Origin of the sequence: Mesorhizobium sp. B3-1-7 (genome assembly GCF_006439385.1) — a bacterium.
Lineage (GTDB): Bacteria > Pseudomonadota > Alphaproteobacteria > Rhizobiales > Rhizobiaceae > Mesorhizobium.
Map to the genome: position 1 here is coordinate 132,558 of NZ_VFTL01000011.1, position 14,620 is coordinate 147,177.

Annotated in this window: 12 protein-coding genes, 1 pseudogene and 1 riboswitch; of the genes and pseudogenes, 5 read left to right on the forward strand and 8 right to left on the reverse strand. The window is 63.9% G+C overall.

Annotation, left to right across the window (positions count from 1 at the left end):
* The first annotated feature begins 45 nt into the window (after nucleotides 1-45).
* The 3 genes from FJ417_RS11850 to FJ417_RS11860 all read left to right on the forward strand — a co-directional run bounded on the left by FJ417_RS11850 (nucleotide 46) and on the right by FJ417_RS11860 (nucleotide 4,978).
* A complete protein-coding gene (locus FJ417_RS11850; protein WP_140783540.1) occupies nucleotides 46-1,986 on the forward strand; it encodes a pilus assembly protein in 1,941 nt (646 codons plus the stop codon).
* Between the two features lie 298 nt (nucleotides 1,987-2,284).
* On the forward strand, nucleotides 2,285-4,258 hold the full coding sequence (locus FJ417_RS11855; protein ID WP_140783541.1) for a pilus assembly protein: 1,974 nt from the start codon (nucleotides 2,285-2,287) through the stop codon (nucleotides 4,256-4,258).
* Nucleotides 4,259-4,345: 87 nt separating this feature from the next.
* The gene (locus FJ417_RS11860) at nucleotides 4,346-4,978 is read left to right on the forward strand and encodes a LysE family translocator (protein ID WP_140783542.1); all 633 of its coding nucleotides are present in this window, start codon (nucleotides 4,346-4,348) and stop codon (nucleotides 4,976-4,978) included.
* 25 nt (nucleotides 4,979-5,003) lie between these two features.
* Here FJ417_RS11860 and FJ417_RS11865 read toward each other — a convergent pair whose 3' ends face one another.
* Nucleotides 5,004-5,828, reverse strand: a complete 825-nt coding sequence (locus FJ417_RS11865; RefSeq protein ID WP_140641104.1) for a DUF2189 domain-containing protein — start codon at nucleotides 5,826-5,828, stop codon at nucleotides 5,004-5,006.
* A gap of 224 nt (nucleotides 5,829-6,052) precedes the next feature.
* Here FJ417_RS11865 and FJ417_RS11870 point away from each other — a divergent pair, with 224 nt between their 5' ends.
* Nucleotides 6,053-6,559, forward strand: a complete 507-nt coding sequence (locus tag FJ417_RS11870) for a CAP domain-containing protein (RefSeq protein WP_140783543.1) — start codon at nucleotides 6,053-6,055, stop codon at nucleotides 6,557-6,559.
* Between the two features lie 30 nt (nucleotides 6,560-6,589).
* Here the strand turns inward: FJ417_RS11870 and FJ417_RS11875 are convergent, their stop codons facing one another.
* The 3 genes from FJ417_RS11875 to FJ417_RS11885 all read right to left on the reverse strand — a co-directional run bounded on the left by FJ417_RS11875 (nucleotide 6,590) and on the right by FJ417_RS11885 (nucleotide 10,238).
* The gene (locus FJ417_RS11875; protein ID WP_140783544.1) at nucleotides 6,590-8,122 is read right to left on the reverse strand and encodes a DHA2 family efflux MFS transporter permease subunit; all 1,533 of its coding nucleotides are present in this window, start codon (nucleotides 8,120-8,122) and stop codon (nucleotides 6,590-6,592) included.
* 413 nt (nucleotides 8,123-8,535) lie between these two features.
* The gene (locus tag FJ417_RS11880; RefSeq protein WP_140783545.1) at nucleotides 8,536-9,762 is read right to left on the reverse strand and encodes an HlyD family secretion protein; all 1,227 of its coding nucleotides are present in this window, start codon (nucleotides 9,760-9,762) and stop codon (nucleotides 8,536-8,538) included.
* Nucleotides 9,759-10,238: a MarR family transcriptional regulator gene (locus tag FJ417_RS11885; protein WP_140641096.1), complete on the reverse strand. Its 480-nt coding sequence runs from the start codon at nucleotides 10,236-10,238 to the stop codon at nucleotides 9,759-9,761. The genes FJ417_RS11880 and FJ417_RS11885 overlap by 4 nt, the downstream gene beginning before the upstream one ends.
* Before the next feature lie 129 nt (nucleotides 10,239-10,367).
* Between FJ417_RS11885 and FJ417_RS11890 the strand changes: the two are divergent.
* Nucleotides 10,368-10,548 (forward strand): annotated as a pseudogene (locus tag FJ417_RS11890) (phosphatidate cytidylyltransferase); the annotation flags it as partial.
* A gap of 7 nt (nucleotides 10,549-10,555) precedes the next feature.
* Here the strand turns inward: FJ417_RS11890 and FJ417_RS11895 are convergent.
* From FJ417_RS11895 to FJ417_RS11910, 4 genes are all read right to left on the reverse strand, one after another.
* Nucleotides 10,556-11,542: an iron ABC transporter permease gene (locus FJ417_RS11895; RefSeq protein WP_140783563.1), complete on the reverse strand. Its 987-nt coding sequence runs from the start codon at nucleotides 11,540-11,542 to the stop codon at nucleotides 10,556-10,558.
* Between the two features lie 352 nt (nucleotides 11,543-11,894).
* Nucleotides 11,895-12,842 carry an ABC transporter substrate-binding protein gene (locus tag FJ417_RS11900; protein ID WP_140783546.1) on the reverse strand — a complete coding sequence of 316 codons (948 nt, stop codon included), beginning with the start codon at nucleotides 12,840-12,842 and terminating at the stop codon, nucleotides 11,895-11,897.
* Between the two features lie 32 nt (nucleotides 12,843-12,874).
* Complete coding sequence (locus FJ417_RS11905) at nucleotides 12,875-13,663, reverse strand: ABC transporter ATP-binding protein (protein WP_140783547.1); 789 nt, start codon at nucleotides 13,661-13,663, stop codon at nucleotides 12,875-12,877.
* Complete coding sequence (locus FJ417_RS11910; protein WP_246687436.1) at nucleotides 13,660-14,043, reverse strand: DUF1636 family protein; 384 nt, start codon at nucleotides 14,041-14,043, stop codon at nucleotides 13,660-13,662. The genes FJ417_RS11905 and FJ417_RS11910 overlap by 4 nt, the downstream gene beginning before the upstream one ends.
* 195 nt (nucleotides 14,044-14,238) lie before the next feature.
* A riboswitch (cobalamin riboswitch) is annotated at nucleotides 14,239-14,445 on the reverse strand.
* Between the last annotated feature and the right edge of the window lie 175 nt (nucleotides 14,446-14,620).

Consider the following 14,620-nt stretch of genomic DNA (forward strand, 5'->3'; position numbering starts at 1 on the left):
ACCATGGTCGTACTCCAACATGGATCTTTGGCGGGGGTAAGCACAATGATCCGCGATTTTTTTCACGACAGGCGGGGAAACTACGCCTTGATGACGGCCATCACGATGATACCACTGATGGGCGGCGTCGCGGTTGCCATAGACTATACCGAACTGGTGCGGGAACGGCAGGAGACACTTAACGCGCTGGACGCCGCCGGCATCGCGACGGCACAGCAGATCGTCGGCGGGGCCAGCGACACGGACGCCAAGGCCTATGCTAAAACCTTCTTCGAGGCCAATCTCAGGCACGTTCTTCCGGTGAACACGACGCTGACGGTCACATTGCCGAACAACAATGCCGGCGGCGGCACGCTGGTGCTCGAAGCCGGCCTGAAGTACAAGCCCTATTTCCTGCCGGCCGCGGTCGCGCTGCTCGGCGGAACACCCGGCCAGACCACTATCAACTTATCGGCGCGGTCTGAAATCCGACTCAAGAACACGTTGGAAGTGTCGCTGGTGCTCGACAATTCGGGCTCGATGACTGAGCTCGGCCACGGCTCGAGCCAGGTGCGGTTCGACCTTTTGAAGAGCGCCGCCAAGCAGCTTGTCGACCAACTTGCCGGCCAGGCGCAGCTGATGAAGCAGGTTTCCAAGCCGGTTCAGTTCAGCCTGGTTCCGTTCGCTGCCTCGGTCAATATCGGCTCGGCGAACGCGTCGGCGGCCTGGATGGACCAGGACGGCATCTCGCCCATCCAGCACGAAAATTTCGACTGGACGACGATGACCCAGGCGAATTCGCCCTGGCCACAGAGATATGTCGAGAAGGTCGGCAGCATCTGGTATGCGCGCGGCACCGATTGGGACGCCTCCCAGAAAGACAAGCCGCTGACGCGTTTCTCGCTTTACAAATGGATGCAGCGGATTTCGGCGTGCACCAAAGACTGGAACAACGTTTGCACGTCCAACATAACCTACGCCCCGATAGCGACTTGGGGCGGCTGCGTCGAGTCCCGTCCCTATCCTTATAACATCCAGGATACGGCCGCCTCGACCTCGACGCCGGCGACACTGTTCGTGCCGATGTTCGCGCCTGACGAAACCGACAATACCGACAGCAACTCCCGGCCGGCAAACAACAACTGGCACCTCGACGTCACGCCGAGCACCGACAACCCGACGCGCCAGAAATACATGCCGAAATATTTCAACTATGGCACCAAGGTCACCCCTGCCTACGGCAGCAATGCCGGCCCCAACACCAGTTGCAGCACGACGGCGATCACGCCGCTGACCGATGTCTCGACCTCTGGCGGCGCCACGACGGTCAAAAATGCGATCGACGCCATGGTCGACGTCGGCGCCACCAATGTCCCGGAAGGCATGGCGTGGGGCTGGCGGACGCTGTCGAGCACCGCGCCCTTCACCGAGGGACGCGCCGAGACCGAAAAAGGCAATGACAAGGTGCTGATCGTGCTCACCGACGGCGCCAATACCTATTACACGCCGACGTCGGTGACCGCGCAAAGCTATTCAGGATCGAACTGGAACCAGGGCGGCAACGATCTCTCCGGCAACAAGGCGATCTATTCGTCCCTTGGATACCTTGCCTATGGCAACGGCTCGAGCAGCCAGACGAAGCCGTTCGGAAGCACCTACACCTATGGACGGCCGTTCCTCGGCACCAGCACCAATGTCAGCAAGACCGATTATTCGAACGCCAACTACACCAAGGCCATGAGCGAGCATCTTGCCACGCTGTGCGACAACGCCAAGGCGGCCAATATCATCGTCATGACCATCGCGCTCGACCTCGACTCCACCAACACGGCCGAGGCGGCGCAGATGACAGCCTTGAAGACCTGCTCATCGGACTCGCGTTTCAGGAAGGATCCGACCGACTCGACCAAGCCGGCGAAGCTGTTCTGGAACTCGACCGGCGCCACGCTGTCGGACGACTTCAAGGCGATCGGCAACGAGCTGTCGAACCTGCGCATCGTCAGCTGAGCCGCACCGCAAACGATCGAGGACGCCCGCCGCTAGAGCGTTTCACCGTTTCACGGAACGGCGAAACGCTCTAGCCTTTTGTTTCAACGCAATTCCGGGCGGAAAACCGCTGTGCACTTTTCCTGGAATTGCTCTAGGCGGGCGTTTTTCATCGTGGGCCATACCATGGCAACTGGTTTGGTTAGCGGTTGGTGAAGCCGCCGTTAAGCAATCGAGCGGTTTACCAAACCGGTCCTTCAGCGTTTTGTGGAAGTGTGGCCCGACAGAAAATCCGTCGGCGGGGGGCCGCTTACCTGAAATGCGTGAATTCTGGCGTCACTTCTGCCGCGACCGCCGCGGCAACTATGCGCTCATGACAGCGATCGCCATGGTGCCGCTGATGGGGGCGGTAGCGATGGCGGTCGACTTCAGCGAGCTCAACCGCCAGAAGCAGATGGTGTTGAACGCGCTCGACGCCGCCAATTTCGCCGCGGCGCGGCGGCTTGCCGAAGGCGCCACGGACGATCAGATCAGAGCCTACGCGGTCGACTTCTTCAACGCCAACCTCAACAACATCGACCCCGCCAACATCTCGCTCGACATCACGTTGCCCACCAGCCAGGCCGGCGGCGGCCTGCTCACGATGAGCGCGACGCTGAACTACCACCCTTACTTCTATCCGTCCTCCTCGCTGCTTGTCGGCGCATCCACGGCCGATGCGAACAAGTCGATCAACCTCGACATGGACTCCCAGGTGCGGCTGAAGAACACGCTGGAAGTGGCGATGGTGCTCGACAATTCGGGCTCCATGACAACGCCTGGCACAGGCACGGGACAGAAGCGCATCGACCTGCTCAAGCAGGCCGCCAAGCAGCTTGTCGACACGCTGGCGCAGCAGGCATCGCAGATCAAGCAGATCGACAAGCCGGTCCAGTTCAGCCTCGTGCCGTTCGCGGCCTCGGTCAATGTTGGGCCGGACAACGACAACGCCCCGTGGGTGGACGTCTATGGGCTGTCGCCGATAGCGAATGAGAATTTCGACTGGTCGGCGCTGAATGCGCCCGACAAATACGCCCAGAAGATCAGCGGCATATGGTACAAGAAAGGCACCGGCTGGGGGGAAACCGAAGACCAGGTGCTGAGCCGCTTCTCGCTCTATCGCGACATGCAGGTGGTGACCAGCCACGAGCGCATCGTCGGCAGCAAACGCGTCGTGTGCGACCAGTACCGCTCCGACAATACCTGCAAGCGCAGCCACAACGAATACGACTACAACGACACCTATGGCCCGTTCGCCAGTTGGCAGGGTTGCGTGGAAGTGCGCCCCTATCCCTACAATGTCGACGACACGCCGGCCTCGGGCGGGCCCAACAACACCGGCATCGGCGTCGGCGATCCGGCGACGATGTTCGTGCCGATGTTCGCGCCCGACGAGCCAGGCAACCAGTGGAAGGTGACCCAGGATCCGGATGAGCCGAACCCGGTCACCTACGGCGCCGCCAACAGCTGGTGGAACGACGATCCGTCGAGCACCACCGGCAAGACCCGCCAATCCAACATGGCCAAGTATTTCATGCCTCGGCCGATCGATGCGCCGGTGCTGTCGAAAGGCGCCGGCCCGAATTACAGCTGCACCACCACGCCGATCACGCCGCTCACCGACGTCACCAATGCGGACGGGCTTGCGGCCATCAAGGCGGCGATCGACCTGATGCAACCCAACGGCAACACCAATGTGCCCGAAGGCACGGCCTGGGGCTGGCGCAGCGTATCGAGCGCCGAACCCTTTACCGAAGGCCGTCCGGAATCCGAGCGCGGCAACGACAAGGTCGTCATCGTTCTCACCGACGGCGAGAACACCTATTCGACGGTCAATTCCGACCCGGCCGGCAACAAGTCGACCTATGCCGCCTACGGCTATACCGGCGTCGGCTATAACGGCACCTCGGTCACCCGCCTGTTCGGCGGCACGTCGAGCGCCATCGGCCAGTTCAACTACTCGTCGAGCAACTACACCGCGGCGATGAACGAGCAGATGGCGAAGCTGTGCGACAACGCCAAGGCGGCCAAGATCATGGTGATGACGGTGGCGCTCGACATGTCGTCGACCAGTTCAAGCGACCAGAAGGCGATGGCCGCGCTGAAGGCCTGCTCTTCCGATTCCCGCTTCCGCAAGGATCCGACCGACCCCAGCAAACCGGCCAAGCTGTTCTGGAACGCCACCGGCGCAACGCTCTCCGACAACTTCAAGGAGATTGCCAACGAGTTGTCGAACCTGCGCGTGGTCGGATAAGGCGCACTGGCGCAACGGGTGCCAGCCGCCAACCCCTTGCGAGTTCCCGCGAAGCGGCGCACATCTCGGGCACTTCCGGAGCCATCGATGCCCGACGCCGCCAACCATCTCACTTTCGCGCTGATCTGCCTCGGCATGGTGCTCACGCCTGGGCCGAACATGATCTACCTGATCTCGCGCTCGCTGTCGCAAGGGCCGAAAGCCGGGCTGATCTCGCTCGGCGGCGTGGCGCTGGGCTTCCTGTTCTATGTGGTGTCGGCGGCTTTCGGCATCACCGCGCTCATCTTCGCCGTGCCTTATGCCTACGACGCGCTCCGCTTCGCCGGCGCGCTCTATCTGTTGTGGCTCGCCTGGCAGGCGCTGAAGCCCGGCGGGCGCTCGCCCTTTCAGGTCCGCGAGTTGCCGAGAGACAGGCCGCGCAAGCTTTTCGTGATGGGGCTGATGACCAACCTGCTCAATCCGAAGGTGGCGGTGCTCTATCTGTCGCTGCTGCCGCAGTTCATCAATCCGGCCAATGGCCATGTCCTGTCGCAGCTTCTGGTGCTCGGCGTGACGCAGATTTCGATCAGCCTCACCGTCAACGCCATCATCGCCGTGACGGCCGGCTCCATCGCGAATTTCCTCGCCGGACGGCCGTTCTGGCTGGTCGTCCAGCGCTGGATGATGGGCACGGTGCTGACGGCGCTGGCCCTGAAGATGGCGACCGAGGCGCAAAGATAGCCGTCACCTCCAAGAACGCAGCCGTCTACATCGGCCGGCGTACAGGCCGGATCTGCTCCGGCTCGACCACCTTGCGGTAGAGATGCCAGGTCGCGTGGCCGAGGATCGGCATGACGACGGCAAGCCCGGCAAACAGCGGGATCGAGCCGACCACCAGCAGCACGGCGACCGTAAGCCCCCAAAGCGCCATCGTCAGAGGATTGGCCATGACGGCGCGGGCCGAGGTTTCGATCGCCGAGACGGCGCCGACATCGCGGTCGAGCAACAGCGGAAAGGCAATGACGGTGGTGGCCAAAACGACGACGGCGAAAACGAAACCGACGGCGTTGCCGACGAGGATCAGCGTCCAGCCCTTGCCGGTCATCAGCACGTCGCGCACAAAGGCGCCGACCGAGGCGGGCGGCTCGGCGCCGAACAGGCCGGTATAGAGCGACTGCGCGGCGAACAGCCACAAAAGGAACAGCGCGAAGAGCAGGATACCGATGACCGCGATCGAGGGCAGCGCCGGCGAATGGCGCACGTCGAGCGCATGATGCCAGCGGCTGCTCATGCCAAGCTCGCGCCGGCGGCTGATCTCATAGAGGCCAATGGCCGCGAAGGGCCCGATCAGCGCGAAGCCCGACATCAGCGGATAGACGAGCTGAATGGCGTTGGAGCCGGAGCTCCACCGCGTCAGGATCAGGCCGACGATCGGATAGATCAGGCACAGGAACACATAGTGCGACGGCTTGGCCCAGAAATCCTCGGCGCCGAGCTTCAGCGCATCCCAGAGGTCCGAGGTGGAGATGTGGCGCACCGTGGGCTGCACATGCATCCCGCGCGCGTCCGTCATGACATGAAAACCGGCCATAACCGTCCCTCCGTTTGTCAGTGCATGAGCCCGAAAACCAGGAGGTTCTCGCCAAGCAATCATGCGCCAGATCAACGCGGGTCGGTCACCGCCTGCGGTGGCCGCCCGTGGCTGCCACTTCAAGAACGACCGCATCATAATCGATCTTTCGGGAAAAGTCGCCGCCTCACGCGATTTTCATCGCCTGCCCGGCAAAAGCCACGATCGCCGGTATCAGAGGCCGGATGAGCATCGCCATCACAGCCCTCCCCGACCTGAACCGCCGTTTTCTGCTCAAGGCCGCCGGCCTTGCGGCGCTTGCCGGCATCGCCGCCTGCAGCACCGTCACGGTGCCGACCGGCGAAGGCGCCGGCGTCTCTTCGTCCGCCACGGCGACACTGGCCGGTCTTCGCGCCTCGGCCGGGCTGCCGGCGCTGACGCCGGACGCGCAACTCGAGCAGGCGGCGCTGCAGCAGGCCGGCTATATGGCGTCGCGCGAGCGCATGAGCCACACCACCGGCTGGGGCAAGGATTTCGCCTCGCGCATGAAGGACAATGGCGTGCGTGGCGCCGCCGCCGAAAACATCGCCGAGGGCCGTTTCGACCTTGAGAAGTTGTTCGACATCTGGATGCATTCGGCCGGCCACCGCCGCAACATGCTCGATACGGACTTCAGCCGTTTCGGGCTGGCTTACGTGCGCGACGGCCGAGATCCGGCGTTGCGCTATTGGGCGTTGGTGCTGGGCCGTTGAAAAGGCGGCCGGCTTAGATCAGCGACTTTATCAATCCATATGCGCCGCTGGCGCCCCGCCTACGGGCGCGGCCCTGGGCTTGCGCAGCAGAACGACGAATGGAATCGCGGCCAGCGTCATCACCATCAGGATCTTGAAGTCGTTGATGTAGGAAATCATCATCGCCTGGACATTCACCGCACGGTCGACCTGCGAAAGCGCTGCGGGATCGCCGGCGGCCGCCGCCGGAGACGCGGCCCACAGGTTCGGGTTGTACGGGTTGATGAAGGCCGAAAGCTCGGTGTGGTTGATCTGGGTGTTGCGCACCATCAGCGCCGCGACCACCGATACGCCGATGGACGAGCCCAGATTGCGCACCAGGCTGAACAGCGAGGTGGCGTCGGTGCGGTAGCGCGCGTCGAGCGTGGCGAAGGCGACCGTCGACAGCGGCACGAACACCATGCCCATGCCGAGACCCTGGACGATGCCTGAAGAGATGATCAGCCAATTGTCCATCTGCGGCGTGAAGCTCGCCATCGTATAGAGCGACTGCGCGGTGAGCAGGAAGCCGATGGCGACGAGGACCCTGGCATCGATCCTGTGCATGATGCGGCCGACGACCAGCATCGAAATCATCGTGCCGATGCCGCGCGGACCCAGCACGACGCCGATGGTCACGGTCGGGTAGCCGAAGATGTTTGCCAGCATCGGCGGCAACAGCGACATCGAGGCCAGGATCAGCACGCCCATGACGAAGATGAAGCCCAGCCCGGTCACGAAATTGCGGTCGAGAAAGATTTTTGGATCGATGAAGGGATGCTCTGAAGTCACCGTGTGGATGATGAACACCCAGAAGCCGGTGAGCGACAGAGCGAGCTCGATCCAGATCTCGGCCGAGTTGAACCAGTCGACCTCGCCGCCGCGGTCGAGCAGAAGCTGCAGCGCGCCGACGCCGATCGACAGCATGGCGAAGCCGAAGAAGTCGAAGCCGCGCATGCGCTTGGCGACGACGGGCAGATAGGCGGCCATGCCGAGGAAGGCGAGGATGCCGACCGGCAGGTTGATGAAGAACACCCAGCGCCAGTTGAAGTTTTCCGTCAGCCAGCCGCCGAGCGTCGGCCCCAGGATCGGCCCAAGCATGATGCCGGCGCCCCAGATCGCCATCGCCTGGCCATGGCGCTCCTTCGGGTTGATGTCGAGCAGGAAGGTCTGCGACAGCGGCACGATAGCCGCGCCGAACACGCCCTGCAGCAGCCGGAAGAGCACCATCGTTTCGAGGCTCCAGGCAAGGCCGCAGAGCATGGAGAAGATGGTGAAGCCGACAACGGAGGCGAGGAACAGTTCCTTGCGGCCAAGCCGGTCGGCAAGCCAGCCGGTGACCGGCGTCATGATCGCCGCGGCCACGATATAGGAGGTCAGCACCCAGTTGATGTTATCGGGCGACGCGCCGAGGTCGCCGGTCATGGTCGGCAGCGCGACATTGGCGATCGTCGTGTCGAGCGCCTGCATGATCGTCGCCAGCATCAGCGCGACCGTGATCAGTCCGCGATGCGGCACTTCCTTGAAGGCTTCGGGCGTGCTCATGATGCTGAACTTCCAGCAGGTAACAAAACCGTGTACACTAGAGCATGATGCCGAAAAGTGTGAAGCGGTTTTCGGACGACACCATGCTCTATCTCTTTGATTTAGAGGCGGATTCAGATTTCAGGCCTAACAGACCTGAAATCATCCGGCTCTAGGTTTCCGGGCGGCAAAGCCTTCCGTTGAGAGACCTTCATCGCGGTGGGACGCGACTATCGATGTGGGGGTTACATCGACCGAAAGTCTCTGTTGGAGCGGATGCCTGCCGCCCGGAAACCTGAGGACCGACGGGTTCGCGACGAGGCCCCAGCTTTCGAACCAGCCGCCATGCGGCTTGCCTCGCTGATCCTTGTCACTCCTCCCATCAGACCAATCCCCTCAATGCTCGCGCCGCGTCGCGACGGGCTTTGCTGTCGTTACTGCGCGTGCTCCCCTGCCGCGGCGTGGCCGAAGATCGACGGCAGGCCGCGCGCCACGCCGGTGTCGACGGTGACGGTGGCGCTCATGCCGGTGCGCAGCGCCATCTTGGCATCGGGATCGGTCAGTTCCAGGCGTACGGGAATGCGCTGCGTGACCTTGACCCAGTTGCCGGTGGCGTTTTGCGCGGGCAGCAGCGAGAACTCCGCGCCCGTGCCGGCGCCGATCGCCTTGACGATCGCCTCGAAGGTGCGGCCCGGATAAGTGTCGACGACGATCTCGGCCTTCTGGCCCGGCTTCATGTTGGTGAGCTGGGTCTCCTTGAAATTGGCGTCGATCCAGGTGTCGCCGGTCTCGACCAGCGCGAACAGCGGCGTGCCGACGGACACATACTGGCCGACCTTGAAGGAGGCGGCCTGGTAGATGACGCCGTCGGCCGGCGCCTTCACGGTTGTCTGCGCCAGATCGTAGGCGGCCTTGTCGCGCGTGGCCAAGGCCGCCATCACGGTCGGATGCTTATCGGTCTCGATATCCGGATTGCCGCCGAGCGCCGCCTTGGCGCTGACGATGCCCTGCTCCGCGACAGCCAGCTGCTGCTTGGCCTTGTCGAGGTCGTTGCGGGCCTGGTCGAGCGAGGACTTGGCGTTGATGCCCTTCTGCGCGAGATCGGCGGCGCGGCCATATTGCGACTGCGCATAGTCGACTTCGCTGGAGGCGGACCTTTCCTGCGCCGTCGCCTGGCTGTAAGCGGCGCGCAACTGCTCGACATTGAGGCGCGCGGCGGCGACCGCCGCATCGGCCTGGGCGAGCGCGATCCTGTAAGGCTGGGGATCGATGACGAAGAGAAGGTCGCCCTGCTTGACCAGTTGGTTATCGGCGATACCAACCTGGACGATGCGGCCGGCCGTGTCGGAGGCGACCGAAATCCTGGCCTGCTGCAGATTGGCGTTCTCGGTTTCCTGATAGCGGCCGCCCGTTACCCAGACATACGCGCCGCCGACGAGCAGGGCCAGCGGCAAGGCGACCATCAACAGGAAGCGGCCAAGACGGCGCTTCTTCTTCGGCGTGGCCGGAGCCGGCTGCGGCGCAGGCGCCACCGCGACCGGAGCGGCAGCCGGCTGTACGGGGGCCTCGGCGACCGGCTGCGCCGGCGCATTGGCGACCGGCTGTGCCGGCGCGCTCAGCTTCGTGACGTTGTCGTCTTCCCGCTTGGCTACCGCGCTCATGCCGCCGCCCCTTCCCTGCTCTTTATCTTTTCGAGGGACGATGCCTCGCCGTCCGTCAGGTTCTGCACGATCGTGTCCAACACCCGGATCAGGATGCGCCGCTCTTGAGGCGAAACACCGGTCAACGACTCCTCATAGACCTCGCCGGCAAGGCTTTTGACATCGGCGTAAGCGGCGCTCGCCTTCTCGGTCGGGAAGATCATGCGCACGCGCCGGTCGGTCGCATCCTGGCGGCGCTCGATCCAGCCGCCCTCCTCCATGCGATCGACGAGGCGCGAGACGCTGATCGGCTCGATTTCGAGCAACTCAGCCAGCCGCGCCTGGGTGATGCCTTCTTCCTTGGCAACGCGCACCATCAGCCGCCATTGCGCCGAGGAAAGACCCAACCCACTGGCACGCACCTCGAAACGCTTGCGCATCAGGCGCTGCACGTCGTGGATCAAAAATCCCAATCTGTCGATACCATCTGAAACCATGAGCGATACATATAATAAGCGTGCTTACTATTCAAGTGGATGCTTTGCGCCAGATAGCCGGCAAATCGAGATATCAGGCACCCGATGCGTCGATGGTTAGTGTCCGGTGAAGATAGCTCCGATGCCTTCGTCGCCTGCACGATGGGATTTCTCGGCGGACTCGTCGCCTCGGCGATCAAGCGCGACCAGGGCGTCAAGGACCGGGGCCACCTGATCGAAGGTTCATGGCGGCATGCTCGACCGCACCGGCAGCCTGGCCTTCGCTGCGCCGATCTTCTTCCACATCGTGCGCTGTTTCTGGACGGTTTAATTACCGGTCAGAGCCGGTTACGCATCAGCAAGGTGACGACGAAGAACGCGCCGAGCGAGCTGGTGATGATGCCGATCGGCAGTTCCTGCGGCGGCAAAAGGGTGCGGGCCAGCAGATCGCTGGCCAACAGCAGGATGGCGCCGAACAGCGCGCAGGCGATGACCAGGTTGCGATGCAAGGGGCCGGAGAGCGGCCGGCTGAGATGCGGGATCATCAGGCCGACGAAGCCGATGACGCCGGCCACCGCAACGAGAATGGCGGTCGCCAGGGCGGCGACGAGGAATGTCGCGCGGCGCATCCTCGCCACCGGCACGCCAAGGCTCTCGGCGGCGCTTTCACCGGCGAGGAAAGCATCGAAGCGGCGGTGGTTCCGCAGGCCATAGGCGAGGATGATGCCAGCGCCAAGCGCCGCCAGGCCGACATTGTCCCAGCGGGCAAGACCGAGCCCGCCCATGGTCCAGAACAACACCGAATGGGCGGCGCGCTGGTCGCCGGCGAACACGAGATAGTTGGTCAAGGCAGTGAACAGAAATGAGACGGCGAGGCCGGCCAGGATCAGCCGCTCAGGCCCCTGCCCCTTCACCCGCGACACCAGCAGAAGCACGATCGCCGCCGCCAGCACGCCGCCGGTGAAGGCGGCAAGCGGCAGCGTCCAGACGCCGAACGTGTCGCCGAATACGGTGATGACGGAGACCGCGCCGGCTGCCGCGCCCGAGGAGAGGCCAAACAGGAACGGATCGGCGAGGTCGTTGCGAGTGACCGTCTGTAGCAGCGCGCCGACCACGCCAAGGCCGGCGCCGACGGCGATCGCCAGCAACGTGCGCGGCAGCCTCAGGTCGACGACGATGCTGCCGACCGGGCCGGATGGGCTCTGGCTGCCCAGTCCGGCCGCATGCGCCAGCGCGCCGACGACCTGGCGCAGAGGTATCAGCGTCGAGCCATAGGCGATCGAAAGCAGCCCGAGCGCGACCAGCAGCGCCGCGCCCAGCACCATTGCCAGGAAGAATGGGGTATGGCGCAGGTTCACCGTCCGGGACCTGCCGCAGCGATACTGGCGTTCGGGATCAGCCGAGGTATTCGCGACTTCGTCATTCCGTGGCGAAGCAGGAGCGAAGCTCCGTCACGGAGACCCTGGAATCCATGCCGTGAGCTTGCTCGCGAAATGCGGCGGCGCAGAATTCTACGCCGTTGCAACGCTCGAAAGTCACGGAATGGATCCTCGGGTCTGCGCCGCGTCGCTTCGCTCCTTGCTTCGCCCGTGGATGACGAAGTGAGGAGCGTTTTCGCCATTCTCCTAGGCAGGCTATCCATCAACGGCAACACTCCGGCTCATCCGTGCGTCAAACCTAAAACGCTTCCGGATGCATGGCCCTGGCGATCTTGCCGATCGCCTCGATATTTGCGGGTCCGGGCGTCAGCTCGGCGTAGCGCAGCGCGACGAACCGCTCGTTCTTGACGGCGTCCGTCTCCTTCATCGCCGGATGGACTTTAAGGAAATCGAGCAGCTTCCTGTAGCCGCCGCCGTCCTGGTAATCGAGCAGGATGAGGAACTGTGGATTGCGCGAGGCGACCGTCTCCCAGTCGGTGTTGCCCCAGCTCGTCTCCATGTCGGCCATGATGTTTTCGCCGCCGGCGGCTGCGATCATGGCGTTGGGAATGGCGAACTTGCCGGCGGTGAAGGGCTTGTCCTCGCCGGAATCGTAGAGGAACACGCGCGTGCCCTTGCGGTCGCCGACCTTGGCGGTGATATCGGCAAGCTCAGCCTTCCAGCCGGCGACCAGCTTTTCGGCCTCCGTCTCCTTGCCGAAGATCTTGCCGAGCTTCTCGACGTCGCCATGGAGCAAGTCCATCGAGGCGGCGGGCCGGTTCTTGTCGAGATGGACGCAGCTTTCGGTCAGCACCAGCGTCTTGATGCCGTGCGGGGCGAGCGTGTCGGGCGTGACCTCGCCGCCCGGCTTCATGCCGTAATACCAGCCGGCGAAGAAGAAATCCGGCTGCACGGCGACCAGGTTTTCCAGCGTCGGATATTTTGGCGCCAGCTCCGGGATGGAGCCTTGCTCCGCCTTGAACTCGGGGCCGACCTTGTACCAGCCGGTGATGCCGGTAAGCCCGACGATCGACGGCTGCAGCTTCAGCGCGAAGGCCATCTCGGCCATGTTGAGGTCCTGGATGACGGCGCGTTTTGGCGGTGCATCGAAGGTGAGCGCCTTGCCGCAGCTGTCGACGGTGACCGGGAAGGCGAAGGCGGCCGAGGCGAGAAGCGAGAAGGCAAACGACAAAGCGAGGCGTTTCACGGGATGGTGCTCCTTGTTTGGGTTGGGCAGGTTCAGGATGGCGAGGAAGCGCGCGTGGGCAGCTCGAAGACGGTGAGCTCGCGGTCCTCGGTCGGGTGCCGCAGGCGCAGCACGTCGATGCCGAAAACCTCGCGGATATGCGGCTGCGCCAGCGCCTCGCGCGGCGGTGCCAGCGCGTGCAGCCGGGCGTTGCTCATCACCGCGACGTTGGTGGCGAAGGGCGCCACCAAGGCGAGATCGTGCAGCACGGCGACCACGGTCATGCTGAATTCGGCCACCAGTTCGAGCAGTTCTGCGCGGGCGCGCGGGTCAAGGTGGTTGGTCGGCTCGTCGAGGAACAGGATCTTCGGCTCTTGCGCGATGGCACGGGCGAGCTGCGCGCGCTGGCGCTCGCCGCCGGAGAGCGAGCCGATGCTGCGCGCGAGCAGTGGCAAGAGCCCGGTCCGGCGCAGTGCTTCGACGACGATGTCGCGGTCGTCGTGCCGGCGCCTCAGGCCGGCATGCGGGACGCGGCCAAGCTCGACATAGTCGATGAGCGCCAGCCGTGGATCCGGCTGATCCGTCTGGCCGACGACGGCGATGCTGAGCGCCCGCTCGGCGGCGGTGATCCTGTCCAGCCGGCGGCCGGCCAGGCGAACCTCGCCGTGGCTCGGCGACAACGCCCCGCACAACATGCGCAGCAGAGTCGTCTTGCCGGCGCCGTTCGGGCCGATGATGGCGAGGCGCTCACCCGCCGCCAGCGATAGGCTGACATCCTCGACCAGCGTCCGGCCGTTTGCCGTGGCGCCCAGATCGCGGGCTTCAAGCAGGGGCGCGCTCACCGGACTTGCTCCCTGGCCTTACCCGCGGCGGGGATGCGCGCCAGTATCTTGCCGGCGATCCTTGCCGGGCGCTGGCCGGAATTGCACCAGCCGTCGGGCAGCGAGGCATAGAGCCTGGCAAATTCGACCAGCGCGCCGGCGTCGGTGCCCCTGTCGATGGAACCGAAGAGATAGGTGGCTTTGCCTTGCGCCATGAAGGCCACGGTGAGCGGCCGCGCGCAACCGGCCATGCAGTCGATGGTCTCGATGGCAAAGGAAGGCGCCGGCTGCAAGGAAAGCCTGGAGCGCAGGTCGGCGCACAAACCCTCGCCGGACCTCAGCCCGGTCACGGTATCGCGGCACAGCGAACAGACGATGATGCGATGGCTCGAGCGTTTCACCGTTTCACGGAAACGGCGAACCGCTCTATCTCTTTGTTTTGACGCAATTCCAGACGGAAAACCGCTACACACTTTTCCTGGAATTGCTCTCGAGGCGTCCAACATTTCCGTCACTTTCCAAAATGGCGACGGAAGGATGCTGGACGAGCCGGCCGACAAGACCGGTGCCCGCGTCTCCTCCCGGCACACCCCGTCCGGTCAACTCATGTCGATGGCAGGTCTCCTGGCTCGCGGGTCGTTGCGCCATCCGCCTTCCCAGCCTTGCCGGCCAGTGGCGTTTCGGATGGAGCTCGCCGCTCACAGTTGCGGGGGCAGCCACGGGTTCAATCCAGACCGGATCTCACCGTGTTCCCTTTTCACCCCTCGCCTTGCGGCTCGGGGACCATGACGCAGCCATCGTAGGTTGTCCGCGCGCGAGTCGCAACGGCTTCTGCGCGCGTTCATCACCGCGTGAAGCGACCTGCCTGGAGAAATGCATTCGTGGTTCGATTCTCGTTATGATATGTAATAACGTTACATACCAGCGAATGCGTAGCAGTCAATCCCTCCTCGCGCCGTCTCACCCAAACATCGGAAA